Source organism: Paenibacillus sp. CR_12 (assembly GCF_041953985.1).
In the GTDB taxonomy this organism is placed as follows: Bacteria; Bacillota; Bacilli; order Paenibacillales; family Paenibacillaceae; genus Paenibacillus_AQ; species Paenibacillus_AQ lautus_A.
In genome coordinates this window covers 33,682-59,720 of record NZ_JAVFHO010000013.1, presented here as the reverse complement: position 1 = coordinate 59,720, position 26,039 = coordinate 33,682, and the positions used below count along the sequence as shown (strand labels likewise).

Below are 26,039 nucleotides of genomic sequence, written 5' to 3'. Positions count from 1 at the left end.
AAGACCGTCCGGGATGAGCCCGGCGGTCTTTGTTTTTTTCTTCGTGCGCTAATACAATAAAGGGACAAGGTTTGCTTAACCGTGAAGGAATCAATACATAATAATGGGGGATGCGTGTGAGCGGAGATACATTAACTTTTCTGGGAACCGGGGATGCGATGGGCGTCCCGCGGGTATATTGCGATTGCGGGGTATGCACGGAAGCGAGGAGTACGGGCGTGAACCGGCGATTGCGCTCCTCGGCGATGGTGGAGTGCGGCGAAACGTCCTTTATGATCGACTGCGGTCCGGATTGGCGCGGCATGATGGAGGGGCTCGGGATTCGAAAAATGAGCGACATGCTGATTACGCACGCCCACTTTGATCATATCGGAGGCCTTCCGGAATGGAGCGATGCCTGCAGATGGCAGAGGGAAAAAGGCCGGCTATACGCCCCAGCCGAGGTGCTGGAACAGATTGTCCGCCAGTATCCGTGGCTTCCGCGGCAGATGGAGATGACGCCAGTCGATGATGGATTTACATTGGCTGGCTGGGAGATTTCGTGCTGGAAAGTAAACCATGGCAAAAACGGGTACTCCTACGCCTACCGGTTCCAGAAGGACGGGTACACATGGGTGTACAATTCGGATTCGATTGATCTCAGCCCGAAGGAAAAGGAGCCGCTGAAAGGCGTGGATCTCCTGGTTCTGGGAACCAGCTTTGTTCATGAAACCGCCCAATTCGAGACCCGCTCCGTCTATGACATGAAGGAAGCGGCAGAGCTGCTCGCCGAGGTGAAACCTCGCCAAACGGTGTATACCCATATGTCGCATGACGTCGACGTTCGGAAAGAGCTGCCTCTGCCGGAGGGAGTCCGTGTGGCGGTGGCAGGGATGACGGTGAAATTAAATAAATGAAAATATGGAGTAGTTAATCCAGCCATGTGTGCGGACCGACGGCCCCCGTGCGGAGACCTTTAACGTGAAGATGCGGCAGGATTGCCGTCTTAAGCCGCTTGTTGGGATATCTCTCACACAGATCCGGCCATACCGTATCGTTCAGGGTACAGCAGCTTGAAGCCGGCGTGTTGATACAGCTTGATTCCGGGAACGTCCGTGATGACGGTGACCTCGGCTCCGCTTGGCGCTATTTTTTTCAGGCGGGCGAGCAGTTCGGACACGATCGTTTCTTCAAGCCCTTGATCCCGATAGGATGCCGCGGCCATAACATCTACCAGTTGAAAATACAAAGCGCCGTCGCCGATCACCCTTCCCATACCGATCAGCCGGTCATTGCCGTCCCGGACAAGGACGGAGAGCAGGCTGCGGTTGAGAGCCGTCTCTGCGATCGATTCCTCGACCTCAGGCAGCCCTGCATCGAATCGGAGATCGATATATTCCTTAAGCTGTGGAACTTCCTCGGTTATGTGCATATTCATCATTGATCAGCCTCCCGCTGTTAAGAATACGTTCAACTTGCCTCTACACCAACCAATATACTACATTGATGCAAGTGGGAAGCTGCCGGGCGGCGAATTCGCCAGCACTCTTGTTGATGCTGCACAAACCTTATCAGAGCGCTTTAATGTTTTAATTTAAGGTTTGCCAATGGCCCGCGATTCTGGTAAAGTAGGTTCTCAATCGTGGTCGGGGAGGGGACGGCATGCATTACTACAAGCCGAAAGACATCGCCAAAGAGCTGCATATCAGTACGAGTGCTTTAAGGCATTACGAATCTTGGGGAGTGGTGCCCTCACCTGAGCGGAACGAGAAGGGGTACCGTCTATACACGAAGATGCATCTCGCCTACTTCCGGTGTCTGCGGGCCATGTTCCCCGGGTTCGGTTATGCCGTAACCTATGATGTGATTCGCCATATCCAGAAGAGGGAGATGGATGAAGCCCTCTGGCTCGTGAACGGGGAGCAGGTCAAACTGCAGCAGGAAAAGACCATTGCGGACGAAACGCTTGCCCTGCTTGAGAATCCCGGGCTTGACAGCATCAGGGATAAAAAGCTGAAGGCGCATATGACAATCGGCGAAGCTGCCGAATTGACCAACGTGGAGTCGTCCGCCATTCGTCACTGGGAGAAGGAAGGCTTGATCACTCCCGATCGCAACCCCGAGAATGGATATCGGCTGTACAGCCCCTCGCATGTCCGGCAGATTTTGCTGATTCGCTCGCTGAGGCGGACCGTATATTACCTGGAGAGCATCAAGGAGATTATTCAGGCCGTGGAGCATCAGAGCATTGAGCAGGCCAAAAAATTGGTCCGCGAAGCGTTGTCGGTCATTCATCAACGAAATCTGCAGCAATTCAACGGCATTCATAAGCTGATGGAGCTGTGCATGGAGGTAGGCTTGCTGGAGTTCGACGATGCGGCTCTTCTGAAGCCGATTCTAACATTTAACCCGGATCGGGAATGATCGACAGGTCGCGGCGGCCTTGCGCTTCCCAAGGAAACGGTTTGGGCGCCGCATTGGCCCGGTTTATGGACAGGAACAAGCCCCCATGGATATCATGGAGGCTTGTTTGCGCAGCTAGTTATTTTTCGTATTAACCTTGGTTGAGCACGAATTTATCAATGACATGCTTCACGCCGTCTTCGTTATTCCCCAACGTAACGTAATCGGCAATCGCCTTAAGCGGCTCGATCGAATTGCCCATAGCGACGCCAAGTCCGGCTGCCTCCAGCATTTCGTGGTCGTTCCAGGAGTCGCCGACAGCGATGGTTTCCTTGAGGTCGCAGCCAAAATGATCGGCCAGGAAGGTCAGCGCATGTCCCTTCGTGCCTTCCTTATGCATGAACTCCAGAAAATGCGGCTTGGATTTGGTAATATGCACTTCATCGCCGAGCAGCTCGCGGAATATAGGGATCAGTTCATCGAGATAGTCGGGATCGTCAATAATGAGCATTTTCGGTGTCGGTTTCCGAACCAGCGTCATAAAATCAGGCTCGATATAATAAGGCGTCCGGTTCAGGGCGCAGTAATCGATCAGCTTCTGATTCTCTTCGCGGGCATACAGCTTGTCATCGATGTAGGTTTGCAGATGCAGATTGTGCTCCACGCAGTATTCAAACAGCTTTACGGCAGCGTCGACGGGAACGAAGCGTTCGTAGAGAACCTTTTCGTCGAGCAGGTTTTTGATCAAGGCACCTTGGTAGGTGATGATGGGAACGTTGAGTCCGGTTTGACGGGCAATCGCCTGGGCTGACGCATAGGCACGTCCGGTTGCCAGCGTCACGACGACGCCGTGGGCGACCGCTTGCTCAAGCGCCTGCTGGACGCCGGGGGTTACTTCCTTATCGTCATTGATCAGGGTGTCGTCAATGTCGATGGCCATCAATTTGTAAGTTGTCATGGGTATCTCTCCTTTTTGATTCTGTCTCTGTCTTTAACTCTATTGTACCTTCTGTGGCGCAGACTTCAATTCCGCAATCACCATTCCCGCCAAAATGCACAGGCAACCGATGCCGCCGAAAAGCGTAAGCCGTTCTCCGGCAAACAGAATTCCCGTCAATGCCGCGAATACGGGCTCCGTTGCATAGATGATGGCTACCCTGGACGGCGTCGTGTATTTTTGGCAGACGGTTTGGATCCAGAAGGCGAATGCGCTGGTAGGGCCGATGGATACAGCGAGCGCCCACAGCACGTTCGGCTCGGTCAGCTTCTCCATCAGATCCGCTGCATGGCCCACATGTTCGGTTAAAGCGGAAGCTATCAGGCTGAATACCCCAACGACGGCCATCTGGAGCGCTGCCAGCAGCAGGGAGGGATATCGGCCGGCATAAACGCCCGTATAACCGATATGGAGCGCAAAACCGATGGCGCAAACGAATACGAGCACATCGCCCTTGTTCAGGCTCATGCCGGATCCGGCGAAGGTGAGCAGGTACAGGCCCGCTGCAGCAAGCAAGGCGCTGATCCAAGTGAATCTGGAGATGGAGTGCTTTAACAGCGCGTACGATATGAAAGGCACCAGCACGACGGACAAGCCGGTAATGAAACCTGCATTGGACGTGGTCGTGTACAGAAGGCCCGCCGTTTGAAAGGCATAGCCGATAAACAAAAAAAGACCGAGCAGGCAAGCATGCAGCAGCATCCTGCCGGATATTAGCTTCCACTGATTCCGGTAAAAGAGGGTGATGATCAATGCGAGGAGCAGGGCCGCTCCCAGAAAGCGGGCCGAATTAAAGGCCATAGGCGGGAGGACGCGCACCGCATACTGAACGATGAGGAACGTGGAGCCCCACATCATGGCCACCAGAAGCAGGCTGATGTCGGCGATACGTGAGCGATTCACTAGGTAGTCATCCTTTCCGATGATGCGAAACTCAAATTGCAGCTTCCCGTACTTTCGTCCCCGGGCGTAAGCCATGGGCAAGTGATCAAATTGTATCCCATATGAGCGGATCGGACAACCATTTTTAAGCCTGCAAAAGTGGAAGGGGTAGACAAAAAGAGGATGATTTTGCTATACTAATGAACCGAACGTATATTCTCATGACCCTGGGCTATCGGACGTGGAGATCGGCAAGAGATCCATCGATTCCATAGTCAGCATTGAGCTTAGAAAGGAAGAATGTCATCATGATGGGCAGAGCTCATTTGATTATCAGCACAGGGGTCACGTTATCCGTCATGGGCATGAGCGGAGTGCCTGTCACGCTGCCTGCCGCGGCAGTGGCTTTGGTCAGCTCGCTGCTTCCCGACATCGACGAGCCCAACTCCCTGCTGGTGCGCAAGGCGATTCCTTCCGGGCTGCTGCGAATTCTACAGCTGGCGATGATTGGGGCCGCCATATTCGTCGTATTCTACGGCAAGGAGTATGCGCCTTGGAATATCGCCCTGGCCGGGCTGATCGGGGTTGTTTCGTACCTGCCGAGCCGGACGCTGCGCCATGTCGTCATGTTCCTGATCGGCTTGGGACTGATTTCCTTCGGGCAGGGCTTCAGCCCATGGAATACGATCGCAGGCAGCGTGCTGATTGCAGGCTCCTTGGTGACCCATCGGGGGTTAACCCATACCGTCTATGCCGCAGCCGGATGGACGGGCTTGCTGTATTTTGCGTCACAGGGCAAGATCGGCGGGGAAAGCCTATGGTTTGCCGGCGGTTTATCCTACTCGATTCATTTGCTCGCAGATGCGCTGACCAACCGCGGAATCCGTCCGCTTCCTCCGTTCAAATGGAGAATCAAGCTGAAGATCATGAGCACCGGAAGCAAATGGGGACGCACGGTAGAGAATGCCTGCATTGTGCTGACGCTGGCCCTTGTTTGGTACGTGTTTATGGCTTCTTAAATCCGGGATATGCAGTTTTACAATGAAAAAGCCTCCCGCCCTTATGCAATGCATACGGGGCGAGAGGCTTATTTAGATTTCAGTCGGATCTATTCCTCAAGAAAGATGAGGCCGATCAGATCGTCGAGCTCGAGGTTGCCGAAGTAATGCTTGACGTCGATGCCGGATAGCGCGGTGCGCACCGCCGTTTCTTCGTACCGTTTGCCGCGAAGCAGATTCTCGATATCCGCAACATCGCCGACGCCGAAGAAATCGCCGTAAATTTTAATCTCTCCGATATGCCCTTCACGGATATCCATGCGGATATCGATGATGCCCACCGGGAACTTCCTCGCATGCTTCACGTTGCTCTCAGGGGACAGCCCGTAGTTCCAATCCCAATTCTGGTAGCGTTCCTTCGAAATCTGGTTGATGATCTCCCAATCCTTCTCCTGAAGCACGTATTGCGGTACTTGATCCGGTTCCATCCCGAAGATCGAGCGAAGCAGCTCCGCGCGGAACTGTTCAATGGTCATGTCGGTGCCAAGCAGCTCCTTGATGTTAGCTACGCGGCTGCGCACGGACTTGGTGCTCTTGGATTTGAACTTTTCCGGATTGGCATTCAGCGAGGCCTGCACGTCATCCAGATTCAGATCGAACATGAGCGTGCCGTGGCTGAACATGCGTCCCCGCGTCGAGAACTGAGCGTTCCCCGAAATTTTCTTCTCGCCGACCTGCAGGTCATTCCGGCCGCTGAGCTCGGCTGGCACGCCCATCTTTTGCAGGAAGTCGATGACCGGCTGCGTGAACTTCAGGAAGTTGTGGAACGACTGGCCGTCGTCCTTCGTAATGAAGCTGAAATTCAGGTTGCCGAGATCGTGGTACACGGCTCCGCCGCCGGACAGCCGGCGCACAACCTGGATGTTGTTGTCGCGAACGTATTCCTGGTTGATCTCTTCGATCGTATTCTGATGCTTTCCGATGATGATGGAAGGCTTGTTGATATAAAAGAGAAGGTAGCTCTCGTCCATGGACAAGTACTTAAGCGCATATTCTTCAATCGCTAGGTTGATGGATGGGTCGTGAATCCCCTGATTATCGATAAATAGCATAGCATCCTCCGTCGTCACAATTCAAAATGTGGTGCTTCCAGACTATTGTAAACCAATTTGAAGGCAGAGACAAAGCATTCCATGTTGACGAGTCAGGGACGGTAGCGACATAATGATGGCATTACATAACGGCAGGGCTTGCAAGAGCCATGGGCATGGAACGGGAGGAACCCTTATGAGCGATAATAACCAACCTTTGATCGAGGTGTACGGACACGGCGGGGACGTGGAGACGGCGGCGGCTGCATATGGAAGGGCAGCCTCGGCTTTTCTGGATTACAGCGCGAATATTAACCCGCTAGGACCGCCCCAAGGGGTCATGGCAGCGTTAGAAGAAGGGATGAGCGCGGTGATTCGTTATCCGGATCCGGGGCACCGCGAATTCAAGAGGCTGCTTGCAGAGGAATTGGACATCGATGCCCGGTGCATTCTTGTCGGAAATGGAGCTGCAGAATGCATGGCATTGCTGCTGCTGGGCCTGCAGCCCCGAACGGTCGGCGTGGTCGATCCCTGTTTTTCCGAATACCGGGAATTGTCCTTGAAATTTGGTTCGGACATCCGCTCCGTGTGCGGGGAGCCGGAGCGGGACTGGCGTGCGGACAAGGCGGATATGATGGAGCTGATCGCCTGCACGGATCTCGTATTTGTGGGACAGCCGAACAATCCGAACGGGGTTCAGTACAGCCTGGAGGATATTCGCGAGCTGGCGGCATGCGCTGAGCAAGAAGGGACCTGGCTGGTGCTGGATGAGGCCTTCATCGATTTCATTCCGCCGGAGGACAGACAGACGTTGATGCCGGAACTGCTGGACTATCCGCGGACGATCATTGTCCGTTCGATGACCAAGTTTTATGCGATACCGGGCCTGCGGCTCGGGTTTACGGTTGCCCACCCCGACGTGATACGCGCCATGGCAGGCAAACAGGTGACGTGGAGCGTCAATGGACTGGCGCTGCTTGCGGGAGAGGCTTGTCTTGGCAGCGGCGGGGAATATGAACTGGACACGCTGCAATTGATTCGCGTGGAACGCGAGAAGCTGATACATGGTTTACGAGCGCTGGGGCTTGACGTTACGCCGGGGGAGGCCAATTTTCTGCTGATGGAGCTTCCGCGGCCTTGGACTGCAGGGACGTTCCAGCAGGAAATGGGCAGGCGGGGCGTGCTCGTCCGCAGCTGCGCCATGTACCCGGGCCTCGGTGAGCGCCACATCCGGTTAGCCGTTAAGGATGCCGGATCTAACGACAGACTGCTGGCGATAACCGCGGAGGTCCTTGGAAATCCTTCTGCTGACGCGACTTAGGGATTTCTAGCAGCAGATCCATATGAAGAACGCTACAGGTACAGTTGGTTCAGATATTTAAGGAGCAGGGAGAGAAAAAAACATGGCAGTACCTTTTCTGAAAGGCAGCAATCGTCCATATAACTCGGATGCATGGCCGGGAGCCATCGTGTCCTTGGATTCGGAGCAGCAGCATCCGCATATTCGGATCTCGCTTCCGAGTCCGGCTGCGTCCATAAGCAGCGCCATATACGGCGGCGGTTTTCTGCATTTGGACCATATCGTGAACCGTTATGTCGACAAGCATTACGATTGCAGCGATCCGATAAACGATATGGTTAGCTTTATGGCTGGGCACGGCTATCCGGCCGATTCCACAGCAGGATTGATGACGGCGGTAAAACTGAAATATGCCTCCATTCGGGAGGCTCGGGGCGAGCAAGCTTCCGTTCTATGCTGTACTACCGCGGGCGTGGGCAATGCTGCCCGCGCCGGGTCGAGACGCACGACCTTCGCGGCTTACCAGCCTGGCACGATTAATGTCGTGCTGGTGGTGGACGGAAGGCTGACGCCGGCTTGCATGGTGAACGCCATGCTGACGGCAGCCGAAGCGAAAGCCGCGGCGCTGCATGACCTGGGGGTGAAGGATCATGAAACCGGAGCCGCCGCCACGGGGACGACGACGGATGCGATGGTCCTTGCGGTCAGCGGCAATACAGCCTATGGCGTGAACCATCATTATGCCGGAACCGCGACCGATCTGGGCGGCATGATCGGACGTCTTGTCTACGACAGCGTCACGGAGAGCATCGCCGCCGAAAGAGAAGATCGGATATGACCGCCGTATGGGTCATATGGGCGGCGGTGGCGCTGGACCTGCTGATCGGAGATCCGAGATGGCTGCCGCATCCCGTCATCGGCATGGGGAAGGCGATCCGCCGGGTCGAAGGATGGATTCGCCAGCGGACGATTTCCGCTCAGGGACTGAAGCGGGCGGGGATATTGCTGCCGGTGATCGTGGCCGGCGGCTCCTTCGTGCTGGCTTGGCTGCTGCTGGAGCTGTGCGCAGCGATTCATCCTTGGCTTGCCTGGGGTGCGGAGATCGTTCTCATTGCGACTACGATTGCGATCAAGGGGCTGCGCGAGGCAGGATTGGAGGTCTACGGCCATCTTCGTTCCGGGAATATCGCCGAGGCCAGGCAAGCGCTAAGCATGGTGGTCGGGAGGGACACCGCTCATCTGGATGAGCCGGAAATTGTGCGGGGGACGGTGGAGACGGTTGCGGAAAATATCGTGGACGCGGTCATCGCTCCGCTGTTTTTTGCCCTGATCGGAGGGGCGCCGCTTGCGTTGGCCTACCGCGCCGTGAATACGCTGGATTCCATGGTCGGTTATAAAAACGAGAAGTACCTGCATTTAGGCTGGGCCTCCGCCCGGCTCGACGATCTCGCCAATTGGATACCGGCACGCCTGACCGCCGGGCTGTTGACCATCGCGGCGGCGATGTTCTCGCTGCAGTGGAAACAAGCGATCAAGATGGTTAATCGAGATGCGCGTAAGCATCCCAGTCCGAACAGCGGCTTCCCGGAATCGGCCGTTGCCGGTGCCCTGGGGATTCGCCTGGGAGGCGAAAATTCGTACCAAGGCGTGATCTCGTTCCGGGCTTACATGGGGGACCCCGACCGACCGCTCGAAGCGGAGGATATCCGGGTGACAAACCGTCTGCTTGTAGGCGTATCGGTTTTGTTTACGATGCTGGGTACCGCGGTGATCGGACTTGCTGCCGCGGCAGGAGGAAGCCTATGGATATGAGGATCAGCCTGCATCTGGTGCGTCACGGCCGCACGTTGTGGAACGAGGAGCGCCGTTATCTCGGCCATGAGGATCAGGGAATTCTGGCTGAGGGAAGGGAACAGCTCCTCCCGCTGCGGGAGGAACTTCGCTGCAGGCATTTTGTCCGGATCTATTGCAGCGATCTCCTCCGCTGCCGGCAGACGCTCAATGTGATTTTATCGGATTCAAAAAGGGGTGCTGTTCCTGATGATGACATATTGGGCCAGTTTATGACGGGCGTACGATATGACCCGCGGCTGCGCGAACTGGATTTCGGGGATTGGGAAGGAAAGACCTACGAGGATTTGAAGACGGATTCCCTCTACCGGCGCTGGATCGATAACCCTGCGGAAGTTACGCCGCCCAGCGGGGAGAGCTGGGAAGCTTTCGGTTCCCGCGTCCAGGCCTTTTTGTCGGGATTGCATTTGGATGTGAAGGAATTATTGCATATGGAGGAAGCTCCGGATCCCCTTTCGCAGGCAGAGGCAGAGGCAGAGGCCAGGCGTGGTGATGATGGCCGAGGAACGCTCGCTGAAGGAGTTGACGTGCTTGTGGTCACCCACGGCGGCGTTATTCGGGAGATGGCAGCGGCTACCGTGCCGGATACGGAATTCTGGGCGACGTCGGTTATGCCGGGCGAGGTTCTCAAGCTGCAGCTGACATGGGACGGAGCGAGCTGGCGGGGCGTACGGTTAAGCGAATAAAACGAAAACGTATGATTTCGGTCGGAATAGGCGATAACGGGCTAAATCGGTGTCATGACGCAATCGAAACGCCCGAAACTTTCAGTTGTAAGGGGATGGTTTATCGCCTATAATCTTGTGCAGAGAAACCATGCTTGGCCTATCATCCATAAATTCATATGATTTGCGAGGGTCCCGGACAGAGGGCGTTATTGTTTTCTGCCGGGTTAATAGGGAAGCCGGTGCAAGTCCGGCACGGTCCCGCCACTGTGAAGCAGGGACTTTTCCATATGCCACTGAGCCTTAGCGCTTGGGAAGGCGGAGAAGTCGTTACAACCTGCAAGTCAGGAGACCTGCCCTCAGCGAATGAAAGACGGTCCTTCGAGGAGAGGATTACGTTTACCGGACGCATGGAGCCATGCGGACGGAAGTTTAAGGCGCCATCGTTGAACGGTTATCCCGGCGTCCTTATGATACAAACGTAATCCCTGAGTCCTTGTCATCGAGGAGTCGGGGATTTTTGCTTCTTAGGGTATGAAGATTGAACGTTTCTTACCAGTTAAGGATCGGTCGAAGGAATTTAGACACGCCTGCGCCAGGTTCTCAATTATGTTTAGGGGGATTCCAAGAGATGAAAGCATTAAACAAAACATGGTCCGTACTTCTGGTAGCCATACTGATGGCCCTGGCCTTGATCGGCTGCGGCGGTGAAGAAGCAGCACCGAAGGATGCGACGCCGCCGGCACAGCAGCAAGAGCAGAATAACGAAGCGCCGGCGGAATCGGCGGAAGAGCTTAAGACCACGTATCCGCTGACCGTCAAGGATACAACGGGCGTGGAAATGACGTTTGAGAAAGCGCCGACCAAGATTGCGTCCCTGACTCCGTCCGAGACGGAAAAACTGTTTGCATTGGGACTGGATGAGGAGATCGTTGGCGTATCCGATAACGACGATTACCCCGAAGCGGCCAAATCCAAGCCTAAACTGGGCGGGTTCCAGGTGAATGAAGAGGCGATCATCGCAGCCGACGCCGATGTGGTATTCGCGGCTTCGATGAATGCCCAGAATGCCGAGAAATTGCGCGAGCTTGGCGTTACGCTGTTCGTCAACGATCCGAAAACCATCGATGCGGTGATGGAGAACATCGAGCTGATCGGTCAAATTACGGACCGTCAAGCCGAGGCGAAAGCGGTCGTCGATCAGATGAAGCAGGAATTGGCTGCCGTTACGGAAGCCGTGAAATCCGTGAAGGATGAAGACAAGAAGAAAGTGTACGTGGAGTTCTCTCCGGGATGGACCGTCGGCAAAGGCGAGTTCATGGATGAGATCATTACCGCAGCTGGCGGCGTCAATGCAGCCGGCGATGCGGAAGGCTGGTTCGAAATCAGCGAGGAGAACATCATCGCCGCGAACCCGGACGTTATTCTGTACACGGACGATGTGGTGGACGAAGCCACCAAGAAAACATTGGATCAGCTGATCAAGGAGCGCGGCGGCTGGGATCAGATCGAAGCCATCAAGAACGATCAGGTCATTTCCGTGGATGCCAATCTGCTCAGCCGTCCGGGCCCGCGCGTGACGCAAGGACTGATGGAAGTGGCGAAGGCCGTTTATCCGGAATTGATGAATCCATGAGTAAAAAACTTGCAGGATTCGGTGCGGCCGGCCTGATCCTTTTACTGCTGACCTTGGTTGTCAGTCTCGGAATCGGCTCCGTTCACCTGCCTGTGAGAGAGATTGGAGCGATGCTGCTGCACCGGCTGCCGGGAATCGGCGATTCCATCGTTCCAGGCTGGGAAGCTTCCTCCGAGCAAATCCTGATGAAGGTGAGATTGCCGCGGATCCTGCTCGGGATGCTTGTTGGAGCCTCCCTGGCGGTGGCCGGGGCCGCCTTTCAAGGCGTGCTTCGCAATCCGCTGGCGGATCCGTTTACGCTCGGTGTGTCCTCGGGTGCTGCGCTTGGCGCGGCATCCCTGATTTTTTTCGGAATGGAATATTCCTTTGCCGGAGGTTATACACTGCCGGTTGTAGCGTTTCTGACCGGAGCAGGCACCCTATGGGCCGTTTTGCTGCTGGCAAGGGATCAAGGAAAACTGCCGATCCATGGGCTCATCCTGTCCGGGGTGGTGATGCAGTCGTTTCTGGGCGCCGTCGTTTCGTTTCTGACGGTGATGTCCAAAGATACGGTGAACCAAATCCTGTACTGGACGATGGGAAGCCTGAGCATGCGCGGATGGTCGTATACGGCCATCCTTTTCCCGTATTTTGCAGCGGGTTTCGTATATCTATGGAGCAGGTCGCGGGCGCTTAACATTTTGTCGCTCGGGGAACGGCAGGCCGCTCATATGGGATTGAATGTCGATCGTCTGAAGACCAGCGTGCTGATCGTCGCTACCCTGCTTGCCGCGGCAGCCGTATCGGTTTCCGGCGTGATCGGGTTCGTCGGGCTTGTAGTACCGCATATGATTCGGCTGATCACCGGCTCCGATTACCGCGTGATTGTTCCCCTGTCGGCGCTGGGCGGCGCGATTTTCATGGTTTGGTGCGATACGGCAGCACGCTCCGTCTTGGCGCCGACGGAAATCCCGCTCGGGGTGGTCACGGCATTCATAGGCGCTCCGTTCTTTGCTTATCTGCTGTACCGGAACAAAAAACGGCGCAGGGAGGGGTTATCATGATTACGGCCCAAGGGCTTGGCAAAGCCTATGGCAAGGCGTCGATTCTATCCGGGGTGGACCTTCACATTGCCGAAGGGGAATGGTGGGGGATCATCGGACCGAACGGCAGCGGCAAGTCCACCCTCATGCAGCTGTTATCCGGCGTGGAAAGTCCTACGGAAGGAAGCGTGACGCTTCTGGGCAAGGAGCTTGGACGCTATAACCGGAAGGCACTGGCCCGAATCGTGGCGGTGCTGCAGCAGGAGGGACTCGACCCTACCGATTTTACCGTCCGGGACGTGCTGGAGATGGGACGATTCCCGTTCTTGAACTGGCTTGGCCGTGAGGATAAGGATGCGGCCCCGCTTATCGAGGCCGTTATTCGAAAGCTGGATCTGAACGGCCTGGAGGAGCGCCGGCTTACCGAGTTAAGCGGAGGACAGCGCCAGCGTGTCGCTTTGGGCAAGGTGATGGTCCAGGAGCCTTCGCTGCTGATGCTGGACGAACCGACGACCTATCTGGATATCCGCTATCAGCTTCAGTTCATGGATATGGTGGCGGAGTGGCGGAACTCGTCCGGCATAACGGTGATCAGCGTACTGCATGACCTCAATCTGGCGGCTCAATTCTGCGATAAACTGCTGGTTCTGGATCAGGGACGGATCGCAGGGGCGGGCAAGCCGGAGGACGTGCTGACGGCAGCGTATATCCGACGGATTTTCCGGGTGGAGCCCTCCATCGTGACCCATCCCGAGAATGGGGCTCCGGAGGTGCTGTTAACGGCGAACAGCAACTGGTCCTAAAGCGGTGTTGCCGCAGGTTCAGCCGCGTTGTAAGATTTAGGAGCAAGAGGAAGGAGGCCGTTTCATTGACGGATACACTCACAAGTCGTTTGAAGGGAATTACCGCTAACGTTAAACCGCTGGATGCCGAAGCGCAGGCGGAAACCGCCGCCTATTTGGATACGTTGACGAAACCTCCGGGCAGTTTGGGCAAGCTGGAGTCGCTGGCGATCCAATTAGCGGGAATCACGGGGAAAATGAAGCCCTCGTTTACCAAAACATCCGTGGTTGTCATGGCTGGCGATCATGGGGTGTGTGATGAAGGAATCAGCGCATTTCCGGCCGAGGTGACGCCCCAAATGGTGATGAACTTCCTGAATGGAGGGGCGGCCGTTAACGTGCTGGCCCGTCAAGCGGGGGCAGACGTTCATTGCGTGGATATCGGCGTAGCGACCGAGCTGACCCATGAGAGGCTCCTGTCCCGGAACATTGGCAGAGGAACCGCCAATATGGCCAAAGGACCCGCAATGACAAGGGAAGAAGCGCTGCAATCCGTAGTGACCGGAGCTGAGGTGGCGGCAGAGCTGGTTAAACAAGGCACGCAGATGTTCGTAACCGGAGAGATGGGCATCGGGAACACGACGCCAAGCGCGGCTATTTTCTCGGTTCTGTCCGGCAAGCAGCCATCCGAGGTTGTGGGACGAGGAACCGGCGTGACGGATGAACGGCTGAACCATAAGATTCGGGTTGTGGAACGGGCGATACAAGTCAATGCGCCTCATGCCGCCGACCCGCTCGACGTGCTGGCCAAAGTCGGGGGCTTCGAAATCGGCGGATTGGCCGGATTGATTCTGGGGGCGGCTGCTCATGGATGTCCTGTCATCATTGACGGATTCATATCCAGTGCCGCGGCGTTGGTTGCCAAATCGATCTGCCCGGATGCCCTTCCTTATATGATTGCTTCCCATGTTTCGCATGAACAGGCGCATGTTCTTCTGCTGAAAGAGCTGGGACTCCAGCCGATGCTTCAAATGGACATGCGTCTTGGCGAGGGGACGGGCGGTGTGCTGTGCCTTCATCTGGTCGAGGCGGCGTGCAGGATCGTGAACGAGATGGCGACGTTTGAGAGCGCCGGCATCAGCGGAGGAGCCGTATGAGTCATCGTGGAAGCGTGTTGGTTACGGGCGGAGCGAGGAGCGGGAAGAGCTCGTTCGCGGAGAAGCTGTGCATGAAGCGCGCCGATTCCGGTACATATATAGCGACTGCGCAAGCCTATGACGATGAGATGCGGGAACGGATCCGTATTCATCAAGACCGCAGGCAGGATAGAGCCTATGGTTGGCAGACGGTGGAGGAGCCTGTCGCTCTGCCCGAATTGCTGGAAACGCTCGGCCAGTCTGCCTCGGACGCCCCTGCGGTGGTAGTGGATTGCCTGACGCTGTGGCTTACGAACGTGCTGCTGCAGGCCGAACCTGAAGGCACGGCCGTCATGGAAGAGCGGCTGGGGCTTCAAATCGGCAGGCTGGCAAGAGCGGTTCAGGTATACCCGGGCATGGTTATATTGGTAACAAACGAAGTGGGTTCAGGGATTGTACCCGAATATCCGCTGGGCCGGATTTATCGCGACTGGGCAGGGATCATGAATCAACGACTGGCCCAGGTCTGTGACGAGGTATTTCTGGTGACCGCGGGAATTCCAATGGAAATCAAGAGCAGGGAGTATCGGATATGAGCAAGATGATCGAAGCGGCTGCGGCCGCTTTTCAATTTTTATCGAGGCTTCCCGTGCGGAGGGAAATTCCCTTTACACCCGAAGTTCAACAGCGGAGCGTCGTTTTTTATCCTTTCGTAGGGGCAGTCATAGGTGTTATCGTTGCCGCATTGGGACTGGGCTTAAGCTTTGTGCTGCCTTCCTTTCCTGCTGCCGTCATCCTGCTGGCTGCATGGGTAGCGTTAACCGGAGGGCTTCATCTCGATGGCTGGATGGACAGCGCGGATGCGCTGCTGAGCCATCGGTCGCGCGAACGAATGCTTGAAATTATGAAGGATAGCCGGGTAGGCGCGATGGGGGTCATGGCCTGCATGCTGCTGCTCCTTCTGAAAGCTTCCTTAATCATGTCCGTTTGGGATTTGTCTGAGGGGGTATGGAAGCAAGAAGCGTGGCTGCTGGTGCTCGCTCCGGTCTGGAGCCGCTGGTTTATGGTCCACGCCATGTATCGATGGCCGATGGCACGGGGAAGCGAGGGGCTGGCAGCTTTGTTTCACGGACTGTCCGTTAGAAGGAGGTCGCTGGCAGGCATAGTCGCGATCCTGTTAACGCTGGTCGTCATAGGCCTTCTCTGGTGCACGACAAGCACACTGGATCTTGCGGCGATCGGAATCGGAGGAATCCTCGTCATCCCGTTGGCAGCCTGGGCCGTTGGAAGTTTGACGGCCGAACGGATGAGCCGAAGACTCGGGGGATTGACGGGAGATACCTATGGGGCGTTGAATGAATGGATTGAAACGATTGTGTTAATTTTGGTAGTTCTCCTTTTGAAGTTTACATGATATGATAGTAGAGCAATGCGGTTGTATTCCGATCAACATAGTCGACATAATTCACGTCAACAGAAAAATAACGTTTTTGACAGGAATTTTCTCAAACGGGTAATGATATGTTTAGAGTGGGCTATGAAATGGATATGAATACATACTAGCGCACTTATGACATGAGGATGACGCAGTATATCCTTATTTATAGAATGGGAGGAATCATTAGGATGGAAACGCTTTGGGTTATCATCAATGTCCTTGTTCTGATTCTGCTGGTCGGTATTTTGTACTGGATGCAGAGAAAGCATTACTCGTTTACCAAACGCGTGTTTGCCGGACTTGGACTGGGTGTGTTGTTCGGAGTGGCACTGCAGCTCATCTACACTTCGACCTCCGATGTGGTGGTGAAATCCACCGATTGGTTTAATCTGGTTGGCTACGGTTACGTGAGACTGCTGCAGATGATGGTCATTCCGCTGATCATGGTGTCGATCATATCGGCCATCATGAAGCTGAAGGGCGGAAAAAACCTGGGCAAAATGAGCGGAATGATCATTACGGTGCTGCTTCTGACGACGGCGGTAGCCGCCGCTGTCGGAATTACGACAGCGCTGGCGTTCGATTTGTCCGCCGTCAATATTCAGGGCGGCGCTGCCGAGGAGCAGCAGGGCGCGCTGCTGCAAGAACGGCTCGGGGATGTCGAGGGTCGTACGCTGCCGCAGCAGATTCTGGATTTCATTCCGAGCAATCCGTTTGCCGACATGACGGGAGCACGAAGAACTTCGACGATTGCGGTCGTCATATTCTCGGCATTCATCGGGATCGCCGTGCTCGGGTTGGACCGTAAAAACAAGGAGCAGGCGGAGACCTTCCGCAACATGATCTCCGCCGTATACGGCGTGGTCATGCGTATCGTGACGCTGGTGCTTCGTCTGACGCCTTACGGGATTCTGGCGCTGATGGCCAAAACGATCGCCACGACCGATCTTGCGGTGATCATGAATCTGATCGATTTCGTTCTGGCTTCATACGTGGCCTTGATCGCCATGTTCATTATCCATCTGGTGCTGCTGGCGATATTCGGGTTCAATCCGTTCAAGTACGTCAAGAAGGTATTCCCGACGCTGACCTTTGCCTTTACGTCGCGTTCCAGCGCGGCTACGATCCCGCTTAACGTGCAGACCCAGAACAAAAAGCTGGGCGTCTCGGAAGGCATCGCGAACCTTTCGGCATCGTTTGGCGCCACGATCGGGCAGAACGGCTGCGCGGGCATTTATCCTGCCATGCTGGCCGTCATGATTGCCCCGACGGCCGGCGTGGATCCGACGTCGTGGTCGTTCATCCTGACCTTGATCGTGGTCGTTATGATCAGTTCCTTCGGCGTGGCGGGTGTCGGAGGCGGAGCTACCTTCGCATCGCTCATCGTTCTCTCCACGATGAACCTGCCGGTTGCCTTGGCAGGCCTGTTGATTTCCGTCGAGCCGCTGATCGATATGGGACGGACGGCACTGAACGTGAATGACTCCATGACGGCCGGCGTGATTACCGGGAAAGTCATGAATGAAGTGGATAAAGACGTGTATAACGACGACAACATTGAACTGGATATGGTTCAGGCATAATGAACGCATCCAGGGGAGCCATCTTGCAGGGAGTGTTTCTGCCTTCAAGGTTGGCTCTTCTGCGTGAATAGAGAAAGCCCGAATACCGTAAGCGAAACGGTGATTCGGGCTTTTTTTCATGCTGAACATGATTTATCCGATGACGGTCAGTTCTTTCGGGAAGGAGGTCAGCACCTCGACGCCATCGCCGGTCACGATGACATCGTCCTCGATTCGAACGCCGCCGACGCCTTGCAGGTAAATGCCGGGCTCGATGGTGAAGACCGCCCCAGGCTGCAATATGTCCTGATTCAACCCGTGAACGGACGGATATTCGTGGACATCCATGCCAAGCCCGTGACCCAGGCGATGTACGAAGGCATGGCCGTAACCTGCGCCGTCAATCACATTGCGTGCCGCTTGGTCGATCGAGCCATAGGTCACGCCGGGTTTGACGGCCTGAATCCCGGCCAGATTCGCAGCAAGAACCGTCTCATAGATGTTAACGGCTTCCGGCTTCAGATCGCCTACCGCAAAGGTACGGGTAATATCCGACGCATAACCGCCGGCGTATACTCCCAAATCGAACATGAGCAGATCCCCTGCTTCGATTCGGCGCGCACCCGGAACGCCATGAGGCAGGGCGGTGTTGGGGCCGGATAATACCATCGTGGCGAAGGAGGGCGCGTCCGCGCCAAGCTTTTTCATCAAGTATTCCAGTTCCGCGACAAGCTCCAGCTCGCTGACGCCGATTTTTACCCGGGCCAGGCCTTGCGTCAGAACTTCTTCGACCAGCCTCACCGCATTCTTGATGATCTTCACTTCCTCGGCAGACTTTCGAATCCGAAGATCCCGCAGCGCAAGGCCGACATCTTCGATGCGGTCCGCGTTCACATGCTGCCGCAGCTGTTCATAGCGGGAGACGGTCAGCTGATCCTTCTCCAGCGCCAGCGTTCCGGCGGTGCCTTGAATCTGTTCCTTAAGCAAAAGGTAAGGGTTATCGGTATCCTGATGCGTGACAATGTTCTTCACGGTTGAAGCGGCCTCGGCCGCATTCGCGTCCAATGCCGGCACGATCAGCACCGGATCATTGGCGGAGGAGAGGAGCAGGCCGAGAAAGCGCTCATGGGGATCGCTCGCAAAGCCGGTCAAATAATAAACATGCTTGGGGTCTGTCACCAGGACATGATCCCAGCCCTGATCCTTCATGGATAACAGCAAACTTTGCAGTCGTTCGTTCATCCTGTTCATTCCTTTCTTTACTCAAAACGTTCATCATGCCGTTAATGTAAGGGTATCGCGTTCCATCGCGTAAGTAAAGTTTTCCACGTGAATGAATCGCGGCTTGAGAAAATAGAAGCGTTTTTCCGTTACCTCTTGTACAATAGATCTCGTAATAAAGACATCTATTCGGAGGTAGAACATCGTGACGCATCCATACCGTATCGATTATGCCGTCAAAGAGGATTTGCCGGCCATTGTGGACATTTACAATTCAACGATTTCAAGCAGAAAAGTAACGGCCGATCTGGAGCCGGTCACGGTGGAGAGCCGCATACGCTGGTTTGAAGAGCATAGCAACGATTTTCGCCCTCTTTGGGTCATGCGATCTGATGACGGGCTGGTTGCGTGGATGAGCTTTCAATCCTTCTATGGCCGTCCCGCCTATAACGGGACAGCTGAAATCAGTATCTACGTTAACGAGAAATATCGCGGCGTTGGTGCCGGCAGCCTATTGATCCAGAAGGCCATCGAGGAGTGCCCGCGTCTTCGCGTCAGCAATCTCGTCGGATTCGTATTCGGTCATAATGAACCAAGCCTCAAGCTGTTGAAGAAGTTCGGCTTCGACCAGTGGGGGCTTCTCCCAGCGGTTGCGGAGCTTGACGGAGTCAAGCGGGATCTGGTTATTGTAGGACGTGCGATCTAAGTACCGATACGTTAAGAATAAATTTTAGGTCCATAAGAGAAGTCATCGCAGCGAGAAGATGAAGATACGTGCAAACCCTTCATGGTATTCTGCATTCCAAACCTTAACCAATATCCAGTACACTTGGGGAAAACAAGGGACGAAAAGGGTGTGGAGGATGTGAAGGCAGAGATTCGCATATATCAAGCAGAGCTGAAGGATCTGGACAAAGCGGCCGCGCTGTTGAATCAGTATCGGCAATTTTATGAGCGGGAAGATGATCTGGACGGGGCCCGGGAATATATCAGGGAAAGGCTGACCCATGGCGATTCCGTCATATATTTAGCGGACTGCACCCGCTGTGAATCCCTGGCCACGCCAGGCTTTCTACAATTATATCCATCCTTCTCGTCGCTATCCATGTCCAGGTTGTGGATTCTGAATGATCTGTACGTGGATTCCGAATATCGCGGGCTTGGCATTGGAAGGGAGCTGCTTCATCAAGCCCGTGCGCACGCCGTTCAGACCAAGGCCAAAGGCTTGACCCTCTCGACGCAGCTTCACAACACGGCCGCTCAACGCCTGTACGAATCCGCAGGATATAAGCGGGACGAAGAATTTGTGCATTACCATTTGGGTTTATCCTGACGCAGAGGGCATCCATAACAAACAAAGACGATACCCCTAAGGAGTTATCGTCTTTGTTCTTTATTGATAAATCGAGCGTATTTTTCGAAAAACCTCAACCCGGGCAATTTTCAGCTCCCACATTTGGTCCAGCAGCTTCCGCTGTATATCTTTATCGTCTGTTGCTTTCAATTCATGATACAGGGCAGACATCCGTTCATTGATTTGATCCACGCATTGCCACAGCTCCTGTTCCGTGCATTCCTCCGACTTCGCTTGTTCCTCGCCCAGCGATTCCTGCATGTGGTGAAGCGTACGAATGATGTCTGCTTGCCACTTCCGATCTTCCAAGCGAATCGCCAAATTGAGAAGATCCAGATAATCATCAAGGGACAGAGATGTCGGTTCTGTATCGCCATGTTCCATGTTGAATGCCCCCTTAGCAAACGTTTAAACCTGTTTATACCAAGTATTATACTTGGAATTATGAGTTTTTCAAGTGAAAAAATAAGAGAATATTGTCATAAACATGCTTTCGATTGTTGCAACCGTGCGCAGGAATCAATATAGTTTACATAGGACCGTATTTTTCCAATCCAAGGAGTTATATGAATGAAGGTAATTCTCGTAGATGACGAACCGTTGGCCTTGAAGTATTTAGAACGTCAGCTGTTAAAACTGGATACCATGCCTATAGATGTAATCGGTACGTATACGAATCCTTTTGAGGGGCGAAAGGAAATTCTTGCAAGGGACGTGGATATCGTGTTTTTGGATATCAGCTTGCCGGAATTGAACGGGATCGAGCTGGCGGAGCAGCTGCTGGAGCAGAAGCCCCATCTCTGCATTGTATTTGTGACGGGATATCACGAATATGCAGTTACCGCATTTGAATTGAATGCCGTCGATTATATCGTCAAACCGGTCCAGATCGATCGAGTAGCCAAAACGATGGAGCGGTTGCGAAGTCGCATTGCGTCCAGACCGGAAGAGGTCCTCAACCCCAATCGTAAAATTCGGATGACGATGTTCCGCCAGGTTATGATCGAACAGCCGAACGAGCAGGGGCAATTCGCCATGCTTCATTGGCGGACAACCCGGGCCCAGGAAATATTCATTTACTTGCTGCAGCATCGGGGGCAGCTGGTGCGCAAGTCGGCACTGATCGATATGCTATGGCCGGAGTTCGACATGGATAAGGCCTATCCCCAGCTGTATACCGCCATTTATCATATCCGAAAAACATTGGAGCCTTATGATACCCGATTTCAAATCACCAACACGACGGAAGGCTATGTGCTGAATGTGGAAGACGTGCAGCTGGACATCGAGGAGTGGGAGAACTGGTTCATGGCGAACCCCTCGGTATCGGCTGATTCGATAGACGGCCATCTTGAAATGATGAAGCTATATACGGGGGATTACCTGCAGGAATATGATTATTGGTGGGCGGAAGGCGAGCGTCAAAGACTGAAGGAGCTGTGGCTCAGCGTATCGTTATCCATGGCGGAATGGTATGTGGATCAGGAACGCTTCGAAGAGGCCGTACTGTGCTTCGCCTCGATCCAGAGGCTGCATCCCTTGGAAGAGAAGGCCTATTTTTCATTGATGAAAATATACGGCTTGCAGGGGAACCCGGCCCAGGTACACCGTCAATTCAGCCTGCTGCGTCAAGTGCTGGAGGATGAGATGGGTGAGGAGCCAAGCCCTTACATCAAGAAATGGTATGACGAGTGGAGCGATGGAATCCAAATCACCCATATACAATAAATGACCTAGTCAAGCAATCATAAGATAGGAATCACCGGCCGCTATGACCGGTGATTTTTTTGTATGCGTCAACCGAAGGTCTGTTCTTGTTGGTTCCTGTTCAGAAATTGTAGAGGACCGCCTCTTATACTGTAGAGTGTGAACCATAAGAATCGGGAGGTACAATATTCGGTTATGAAATTCATTCGGAAATTTAAGGAATCTTCGCTGCATAAAGCCATGGGGCTGGAGCTTGGTACGTTTCGGGAGATCGAGCTGGATGCAACTAAGGATGTCCAGCATTGCCGAGGCTTCTATGTTTACTTCAACGGCAAGCGGATTGGCATCGTTGCTACGGACGAGGGACCGGTATTTCTGTGTGATCAGGAGAAGTTTTTGCTGGATGAGCGTACCGTTCATTTTTTGCTGCAAAAAAATGCCGAGTTTAATACGTTTATCTTCATGTGGAATGGAGGCGTGAAGCTTCAGATTCCATATTTGCGGTCGTTAATCGAATATAACGGAAGATGGGTGGATGATTCGATATTCGACTTTTTTTCGTGGATTTATGAAGCTTCCGGGAGAAAAAGATTCTACTCCTACTATACGGTGAAGCATGTATCCGCTGACGAATTATGCCCGCATCAGCCTCTTCAGCGTTCGGGCAAAACGCTTTCGATTGTTTAGGCGGCCGGACGAACCCGTGGTTTCATGTGAACTTTAGGGAATGGGACAGACAATTGCATCGCAACGATGTAAAATAATGGACAGTTATGTAGTGTTATTGATTCTTACAATACGTTATATAAAGGACTGTTAATATTGTCGATCTATTCCAATATCAAATCGAAGCCCGTCTCCGGCAGAAGGTTGCTGGGGATTACTTTTCTGTTTATCGTGATTTTACTTTCCGTGCGCTTGGTCTGGTTCAACACCATTACGGTACCCGAGGAACGTCCGTTCCGGCAAGGCGTGCTGGATCTTCGGGCTTGGCCGGCGGATGACCGGAGCAGGGTCGCCCTGAACGGGGAGTGGGCCTTTTATCCGAATCAATGGAAGGGCCCGGATGGAGCGTCCCAAGGAGAGCCGGCTGCCGCCGACCCGCGCTGGATACAGGTTCCGGGGCCATGGGAGGGCGTGAACGAGAACGGAAACCAAATCGGCTACGGGACTTACCGCCTCAAGCTGCTCGTACCGGATCGGAACAAAACTTACGGCATCTGGATCAGCGATATCCGTACAGCCTATCGTTTGTATGTAAACGGGGAATTATTGCACGAATCAGGACATCCGTCCGATCTGCCAGAGACCCACGTGGCCAGAATCGTCCCCCATATGGAGCTCATCCCCCCGACTGGCGGTGATGAGCTGGATATCATCGTGGAAGTGAGCAACTATCAGTATTCCGATTCAGGCGGGATCCGGCTGCCGATCCAATTCGGAACGGCGGAAGCGGTGATGAGGGGAAAGGCCTTCTCCGAGAACATGCAGCTGCTGGTGTGCATCGTGCTATTGCTCCATGTCATCTATGTTTTTATTTTGTACTTGATCGGCTATCGAAGCAGAGGGCTTTTTTATTTTGCCGGGCTTATTCTGTTTACGTTGCTGGCTACGCTGAGCGACGATGATAAGCTTCTGTTGGTGTGGCTGCCCGGCATCCCTTTCGAATGGGCGGTGAAGCTTAAGGTTATTGCTTATGTCGCGATATCTTTATGCTTGATTCTGTGCACCAAGCATTTGCTAAAGCCGAGGATCAAGGAGGGCTTTTACCGGGCTTACACGTTGTTTGTGGTTTCGTATGCCGCAGTCTATTTGCTGCTTCCGTTTCATCTGATGGTCCATCTCTCTAAATATTTGACGGTGGTATTGTTAAGCGCCGTGCTGTTCGTGCCTTCGCTGGCCAGGAAGGCGGTCAGCGAGCGGACGGAAGATGCGATCATCATCCTGCTGTCGGCGGTTGCGGTTTCCTGCAACATTATGATAAGCGGAATTTTAAGATTCCGGTATTTCAAGGAACTGCCTTTTTACCCGATCGACCTGATCGTTGCGTTTCTCGGGTTTGCTTCCTTCTGGTTTATCCGGTTTACCAGAAACAGCGTCATGCTTAGGGAACAGGCCGAGCAGCTGCAGCGAGCGGACAAGATGAAGGATGAGTTTCTGGCGAATACGTCCCATGAGCTGCGAAATCCGCTGCACGGCATCATCAACATGGCGCAAACGCTGCTGGAACGCAAAGGGAGCGTATTGGAGCAAGAGGGTCGCAATCAGCTGGAGCTGATCACCGGCATCGGCAGACGGATGTCACTGCTCCTGGACGACTTGTTGGATGTTTCGTTATTGAAGGACAACCGCGTTCGGTTGAATGTGCAGAGCGTTCACCTCGGTTCGGCTGTTCAAGGCGTGCTGGACATGCTCCGTCCGATGGCGGAAGGCAAGCGAATCGAGCTCGTATGCGAGATCGCGGAGGATGGCCCCAAGGTATGGGCAGATGAAAGCCGTTTGGTTCAAATCATGTTCAATCTGATTCACAACGCCATCAAATATACGGAGGCGGGGCGTATCACGGTGGCTGCCGAGGTCATGGAAGGAAGGGCTTATGTCCACGTTCGCGACACGGGGATCGGTATGGACGAAAAGACGTTAAGCCGAATATTCCTCCCCTACGAGCAGGGAGATTCCGGTTTTGCCGCTTCGGGAGGCGGTTTGGGGCTTGGACTGGGCATCAGCAAGCAGCTGGTTGAGCTCCATGGAGGGGATATTTCCGTAACATCCGCTCCGAGTCAGGGGAGCGACTTTACGTTCACGCTGAAAGTGGACGATATGATGAAGCAGGAGAACGCGGATAAACAGGAGTTTATCGCGGATTCCCCGGCTTCAAATCCAGAGAAAGAGAAGGAGACGCAATCGAATATGTCAGATATGCACGAACAGGATGACGCCGAATCGGAGGCTTTGGCGCTTGCCCGTCCAAACGACGGCAGGCTGCTTATCGTTGACGACGATCCGGTTAACCTGAAGGTCATCCATCATTTGCTTGCAGACGAGGGGTATCGGATCGTGACCGTTACCCGCGCCGAGGAAGCTCTTCAGCTGTTGGAGCAGGGAGAATGGGATCTTATCATTTCCGACGTGATGATGCCCCAGATGTCGGGGTATGAACTGTCCAGGACGATTCGGCAGAGGTATATGCTATCGGAGCTTCCCATCCTGCTGCTGACCGCCAGAAACCGGCCGGAGGACATACATATGGGGTTCATCTCGGGAGCTAACGATTACTTGATAAAACCGGTGGATCACCTGGAATTAAAAACGAGGGTACGCGCCTTGCTGGAGCTGAAGCGGTCCATTAAGGAGAGGCTGCATATGGAAGCGGCTTGGCTCCAGGCCCAAATCCAGCCGCATTTCCTGCACAACACCTTAAATTCGATCGCTTCGCTAAGCGAGGTGGATCCTTCCCGGATGATTGCGCTCATCGCAGAATTCAGCCATTATCTGAGAGCCAGCTATGATATCAGCAACCTGGACCGTTTCATACCGTTGGAGCAGGAGCTTGGCTTGGTTCGCTCTTACCTGTATATCGAGGGGGAGCGGTTCGGGGAACGGCTGCGTGTCCGTTGGCATATCTCCGACGAGGTTGCCGTGCAGCAATGGAAGCTTCCTCCCTTGACGATGCAGACCATCGTGGAGAATGCGGTCGTTCACGGGGTATTGGCACGGACCCAGGGAGGGACCGTAACCATCCGCATCGTACGAGAGGCTGAATCAGCCAAGGTGATCATCGCGGATGACGGCGCGGGGATGGATCCCGAGAAGCTCCGAAGGATGCTGGGTAGCGGACATCGCGCCACCAAGGGAGTCGGGCTTATGAACACGGACCGCCGTTTGAAGCAGATTTATGGGCAGGGCCTCATGATCGACAGCTCAAGGGACAGAGGAACCACGGTGTCATTTGTCATCAAGAAGATGGCATAATCAAAGCCTGAGCCTATTAGACCTATAGTCTTTGAATCTTGGA

25 protein-coding genes and 1 riboswitch are annotated in these 26,039 nt (G+C 54.2%); of the genes, 19 read left to right on the top strand and 6 right to left on the bottom strand.

All coding sequences use genetic code 11. The features are described 5' to 3' along the window. The first annotated feature begins 110 nt into the window (after positions 1-110). Complete coding sequence (locus RB297_RS29550) at positions 111-896, top strand: MBL fold metallo-hydrolase (RefSeq protein WP_375122031.1); 786 nt, start codon at positions 111-113, stop codon at positions 894-896. A 113-nt stretch (positions 897-1,009) separates the two neighbouring features. Here the strand turns inward: RB297_RS29550 and RB297_RS29545 are convergent, their stop codons facing one another. Further along, a complete protein-coding gene (locus tag RB297_RS29545) occupies positions 1,010-1,420 on the bottom strand; it encodes a GNAT family N-acetyltransferase (RefSeq protein ID WP_192570721.1) in 411 nt (136 codons plus the stop codon). 221 nt (positions 1,421-1,641) lie between these two features. On the opposite strand from RB297_RS29545, the gene RB297_RS29540 reads away from it, so the two are divergent. Then, positions 1,642-2,403, top strand: a complete 762-nt coding sequence (locus tag RB297_RS29540) for a TioE family transcriptional regulator (protein ID WP_096776464.1) — start codon at positions 1,642-1,644, stop codon at positions 2,401-2,403. Between the two features lie 130 nt (positions 2,404-2,533). Here the strand turns inward: RB297_RS29540 and RB297_RS29535 are convergent, their stop codons facing one another. After that, complete coding sequence (locus RB297_RS29535) at positions 2,534-3,340, bottom strand: Cof-type HAD-IIB family hydrolase (protein WP_375122030.1); 807 nt, start codon at positions 3,338-3,340, stop codon at positions 2,534-2,536. 39 nt (positions 3,341-3,379) lie between these two features. Beyond that, positions 3,380-4,282, bottom strand: coding sequence for a DMT family transporter (locus RB297_RS29530; RefSeq protein ID WP_096776702.1), 903 nt, complete (start codon positions 4,280-4,282; stop codon positions 3,380-3,382). A 287-nt stretch (positions 4,283-4,569) separates the two neighbouring features. Between RB297_RS29530 and RB297_RS29525 the strand changes: the two genes are divergently transcribed. Next, a complete protein-coding gene (locus RB297_RS29525; protein ID WP_015737190.1) occupies positions 4,570-5,280 on the top strand; it encodes a metal-dependent hydrolase in 711 nt (236 codons plus the stop codon). 89 nt (positions 5,281-5,369) lie between these two features. On the opposite strand, the gene lplA is transcribed toward RB297_RS29525, so the two are convergent. Next, positions 5,370-6,371 (bottom strand): lipoate--protein ligase, encoded by a 1,002-nt coding sequence (gene lplA, locus RB297_RS29520; RefSeq protein ID WP_375122029.1) that lies wholly within the window; start codon positions 6,369-6,371, stop codon positions 5,370-5,372. A 175-nt stretch (positions 6,372-6,546) separates the two neighbouring features. Here lplA and cobD point away from each other — a divergent pair, with 175 nt between their 5' ends. From cobD to RB297_RS29465, 11 genes are all read left to right on the top strand, one after another. Beyond that, positions 6,547-7,671: a threonine-phosphate decarboxylase CobD gene (gene cobD, locus RB297_RS29515; protein WP_375122028.1), complete on the top strand. Its 1,125-nt coding sequence runs from the start codon at positions 6,547-6,549 to the stop codon at positions 7,669-7,671. 82 nt (positions 7,672-7,753) lie between these two features. Then, positions 7,754-8,488 carry an adenosylcobinamide amidohydrolase gene (locus RB297_RS29510; RefSeq protein WP_375122027.1) on the top strand — a complete coding sequence of 245 codons (735 nt, stop codon included), beginning with the start codon at positions 7,754-7,756 and terminating at the stop codon, positions 8,486-8,488. Then, the gene (cbiB, locus tag RB297_RS29505) at positions 8,485-9,462 is read left to right on the top strand and encodes an adenosylcobinamide-phosphate synthase CbiB (protein WP_375122026.1); all 978 of its coding nucleotides are present in this window, start codon (positions 8,485-8,487) and stop codon (positions 9,460-9,462) included. The genes RB297_RS29510 and cbiB overlap by 4 nt, the downstream gene beginning before the upstream one ends. Continuing rightward, positions 9,453-10,187 (top strand): histidine phosphatase family protein, encoded by a 735-nt coding sequence (locus RB297_RS29500; RefSeq protein ID WP_375122025.1) that lies wholly within the window; start codon positions 9,453-9,455, stop codon positions 10,185-10,187. The genes cbiB and RB297_RS29500 overlap by 10 nt, the downstream gene beginning before the upstream one ends. Positions 10,188-10,339: 152 nt before the next feature. Next, positions 10,340-10,541, top strand: a riboswitch (cobalamin riboswitch). Between the two features lie 256 nt (positions 10,542-10,797). Then, positions 10,798-11,802, top strand: coding sequence for an ABC transporter substrate-binding protein (locus RB297_RS29495; protein WP_375122024.1), 1,005 nt, complete (start codon positions 10,798-10,800; stop codon positions 11,800-11,802). Next, a complete protein-coding gene (locus RB297_RS29490; protein ID WP_096776458.1) occupies positions 11,799-12,845 on the top strand; it encodes a FecCD family ABC transporter permease in 1,047 nt (348 codons plus the stop codon). Before RB297_RS29495 ends, RB297_RS29490 begins: the two co-directional genes overlap by 4 nt. After that, complete coding sequence (locus RB297_RS29485) at positions 12,842-13,627, top strand: ABC transporter ATP-binding protein (protein ID WP_375122023.1); 786 nt, start codon at positions 12,842-12,844, stop codon at positions 13,625-13,627. Before RB297_RS29490 ends, RB297_RS29485 begins: the two co-directional genes overlap by 4 nt. A gap of 65 nt (positions 13,628-13,692) precedes the next feature. Then, positions 13,693-14,763, top strand: a complete 1,071-nt coding sequence (cobT, locus tag RB297_RS29480; protein ID WP_375122022.1) for a nicotinate-nucleotide--dimethylbenzimidazole phosphoribosyltransferase — start codon at positions 13,693-13,695, stop codon at positions 14,761-14,763. Continuing rightward, entirely contained in the window at positions 14,760-15,338 is a 579-nt protein-coding gene (cobU, locus tag RB297_RS29475; protein WP_277746811.1) for a bifunctional adenosylcobinamide kinase/adenosylcobinamide-phosphate guanylyltransferase, read from the top strand. Before cobT ends, cobU begins: the two co-directional genes overlap by 4 nt. Next, a complete protein-coding gene (gene cobS, locus RB297_RS29470; RefSeq protein ID WP_015737179.1) occupies positions 15,335-16,156 on the top strand; it encodes an adenosylcobinamide-GDP ribazoletransferase in 822 nt (273 codons plus the stop codon). Before cobU ends, cobS begins: the two co-directional genes overlap by 4 nt. Positions 16,157-16,368: 212 nt before the next feature. Further along, complete coding sequence (locus RB297_RS29465) at positions 16,369-17,763, top strand: L-cystine transporter (RefSeq protein ID WP_096776453.1); 1,395 nt, start codon at positions 16,369-16,371, stop codon at positions 17,761-17,763. 132 nt (positions 17,764-17,895) lie between these two features. On the opposite strand, the gene RB297_RS29460 is transcribed toward RB297_RS29465, so the two are convergent. Then, positions 17,896-18,984 carry a M24 family metallopeptidase gene (locus RB297_RS29460; RefSeq protein ID WP_096776452.1) on the bottom strand — a complete coding sequence of 363 codons (1,089 nt, stop codon included), beginning with the start codon at positions 18,982-18,984 and terminating at the stop codon, positions 17,896-17,898. A gap of 184 nt (positions 18,985-19,168) precedes the next feature. Here RB297_RS29460 and RB297_RS29455 point away from each other — a divergent pair, with 184 nt between their 5' ends. Then, on the top strand, positions 19,169-19,669 hold the full coding sequence (locus tag RB297_RS29455; protein WP_009589361.1) for a GNAT family N-acetyltransferase: 501 nt from the start codon (positions 19,169-19,171) through the stop codon (positions 19,667-19,669). A 150-nt stretch (positions 19,670-19,819) separates the two neighbouring features. Continuing rightward, complete coding sequence (locus RB297_RS29450; protein ID WP_096776451.1) at positions 19,820-20,296, top strand: GNAT family N-acetyltransferase; 477 nt, start codon at positions 19,820-19,822, stop codon at positions 20,294-20,296. Between the two features lie 60 nt (positions 20,297-20,356). Here the strand turns inward: RB297_RS29450 and RB297_RS29445 are convergent, their stop codons facing one another. Beyond that, positions 20,357-20,701: a hypothetical protein gene (locus RB297_RS29445; RefSeq protein ID WP_213579642.1), complete on the bottom strand. Its 345-nt coding sequence runs from the start codon at positions 20,699-20,701 to the stop codon at positions 20,357-20,359. Positions 20,702-20,887: 186 nt separating this feature from the next. Between RB297_RS29445 and RB297_RS29440 the strand changes: the two genes are divergently transcribed. The 3 genes from RB297_RS29440 to RB297_RS29430 all read left to right on the top strand — a co-directional run bounded on the left by RB297_RS29440 (position 20,888) and on the right by RB297_RS29430 (position 25,996). Then, a complete protein-coding gene (locus RB297_RS29440) occupies positions 20,888-22,045 on the top strand; it encodes a response regulator (protein ID WP_036662794.1) in 1,158 nt (385 codons plus the stop codon). Between the two features lie 174 nt (positions 22,046-22,219). After that, a complete protein-coding gene (locus tag RB297_RS29435) occupies positions 22,220-22,711 on the top strand; it encodes a hypothetical protein (RefSeq protein ID WP_015737173.1) in 492 nt (163 codons plus the stop codon). Between the two features lie 135 nt (positions 22,712-22,846). Further along, on the top strand, positions 22,847-25,996 hold the full coding sequence (locus RB297_RS29430; protein WP_375122021.1) for an ATP-binding protein: 3,150 nt from the start codon (positions 22,847-22,849) through the stop codon (positions 25,994-25,996). Positions 25,997-26,039: the final 43 nt, after the last annotated feature.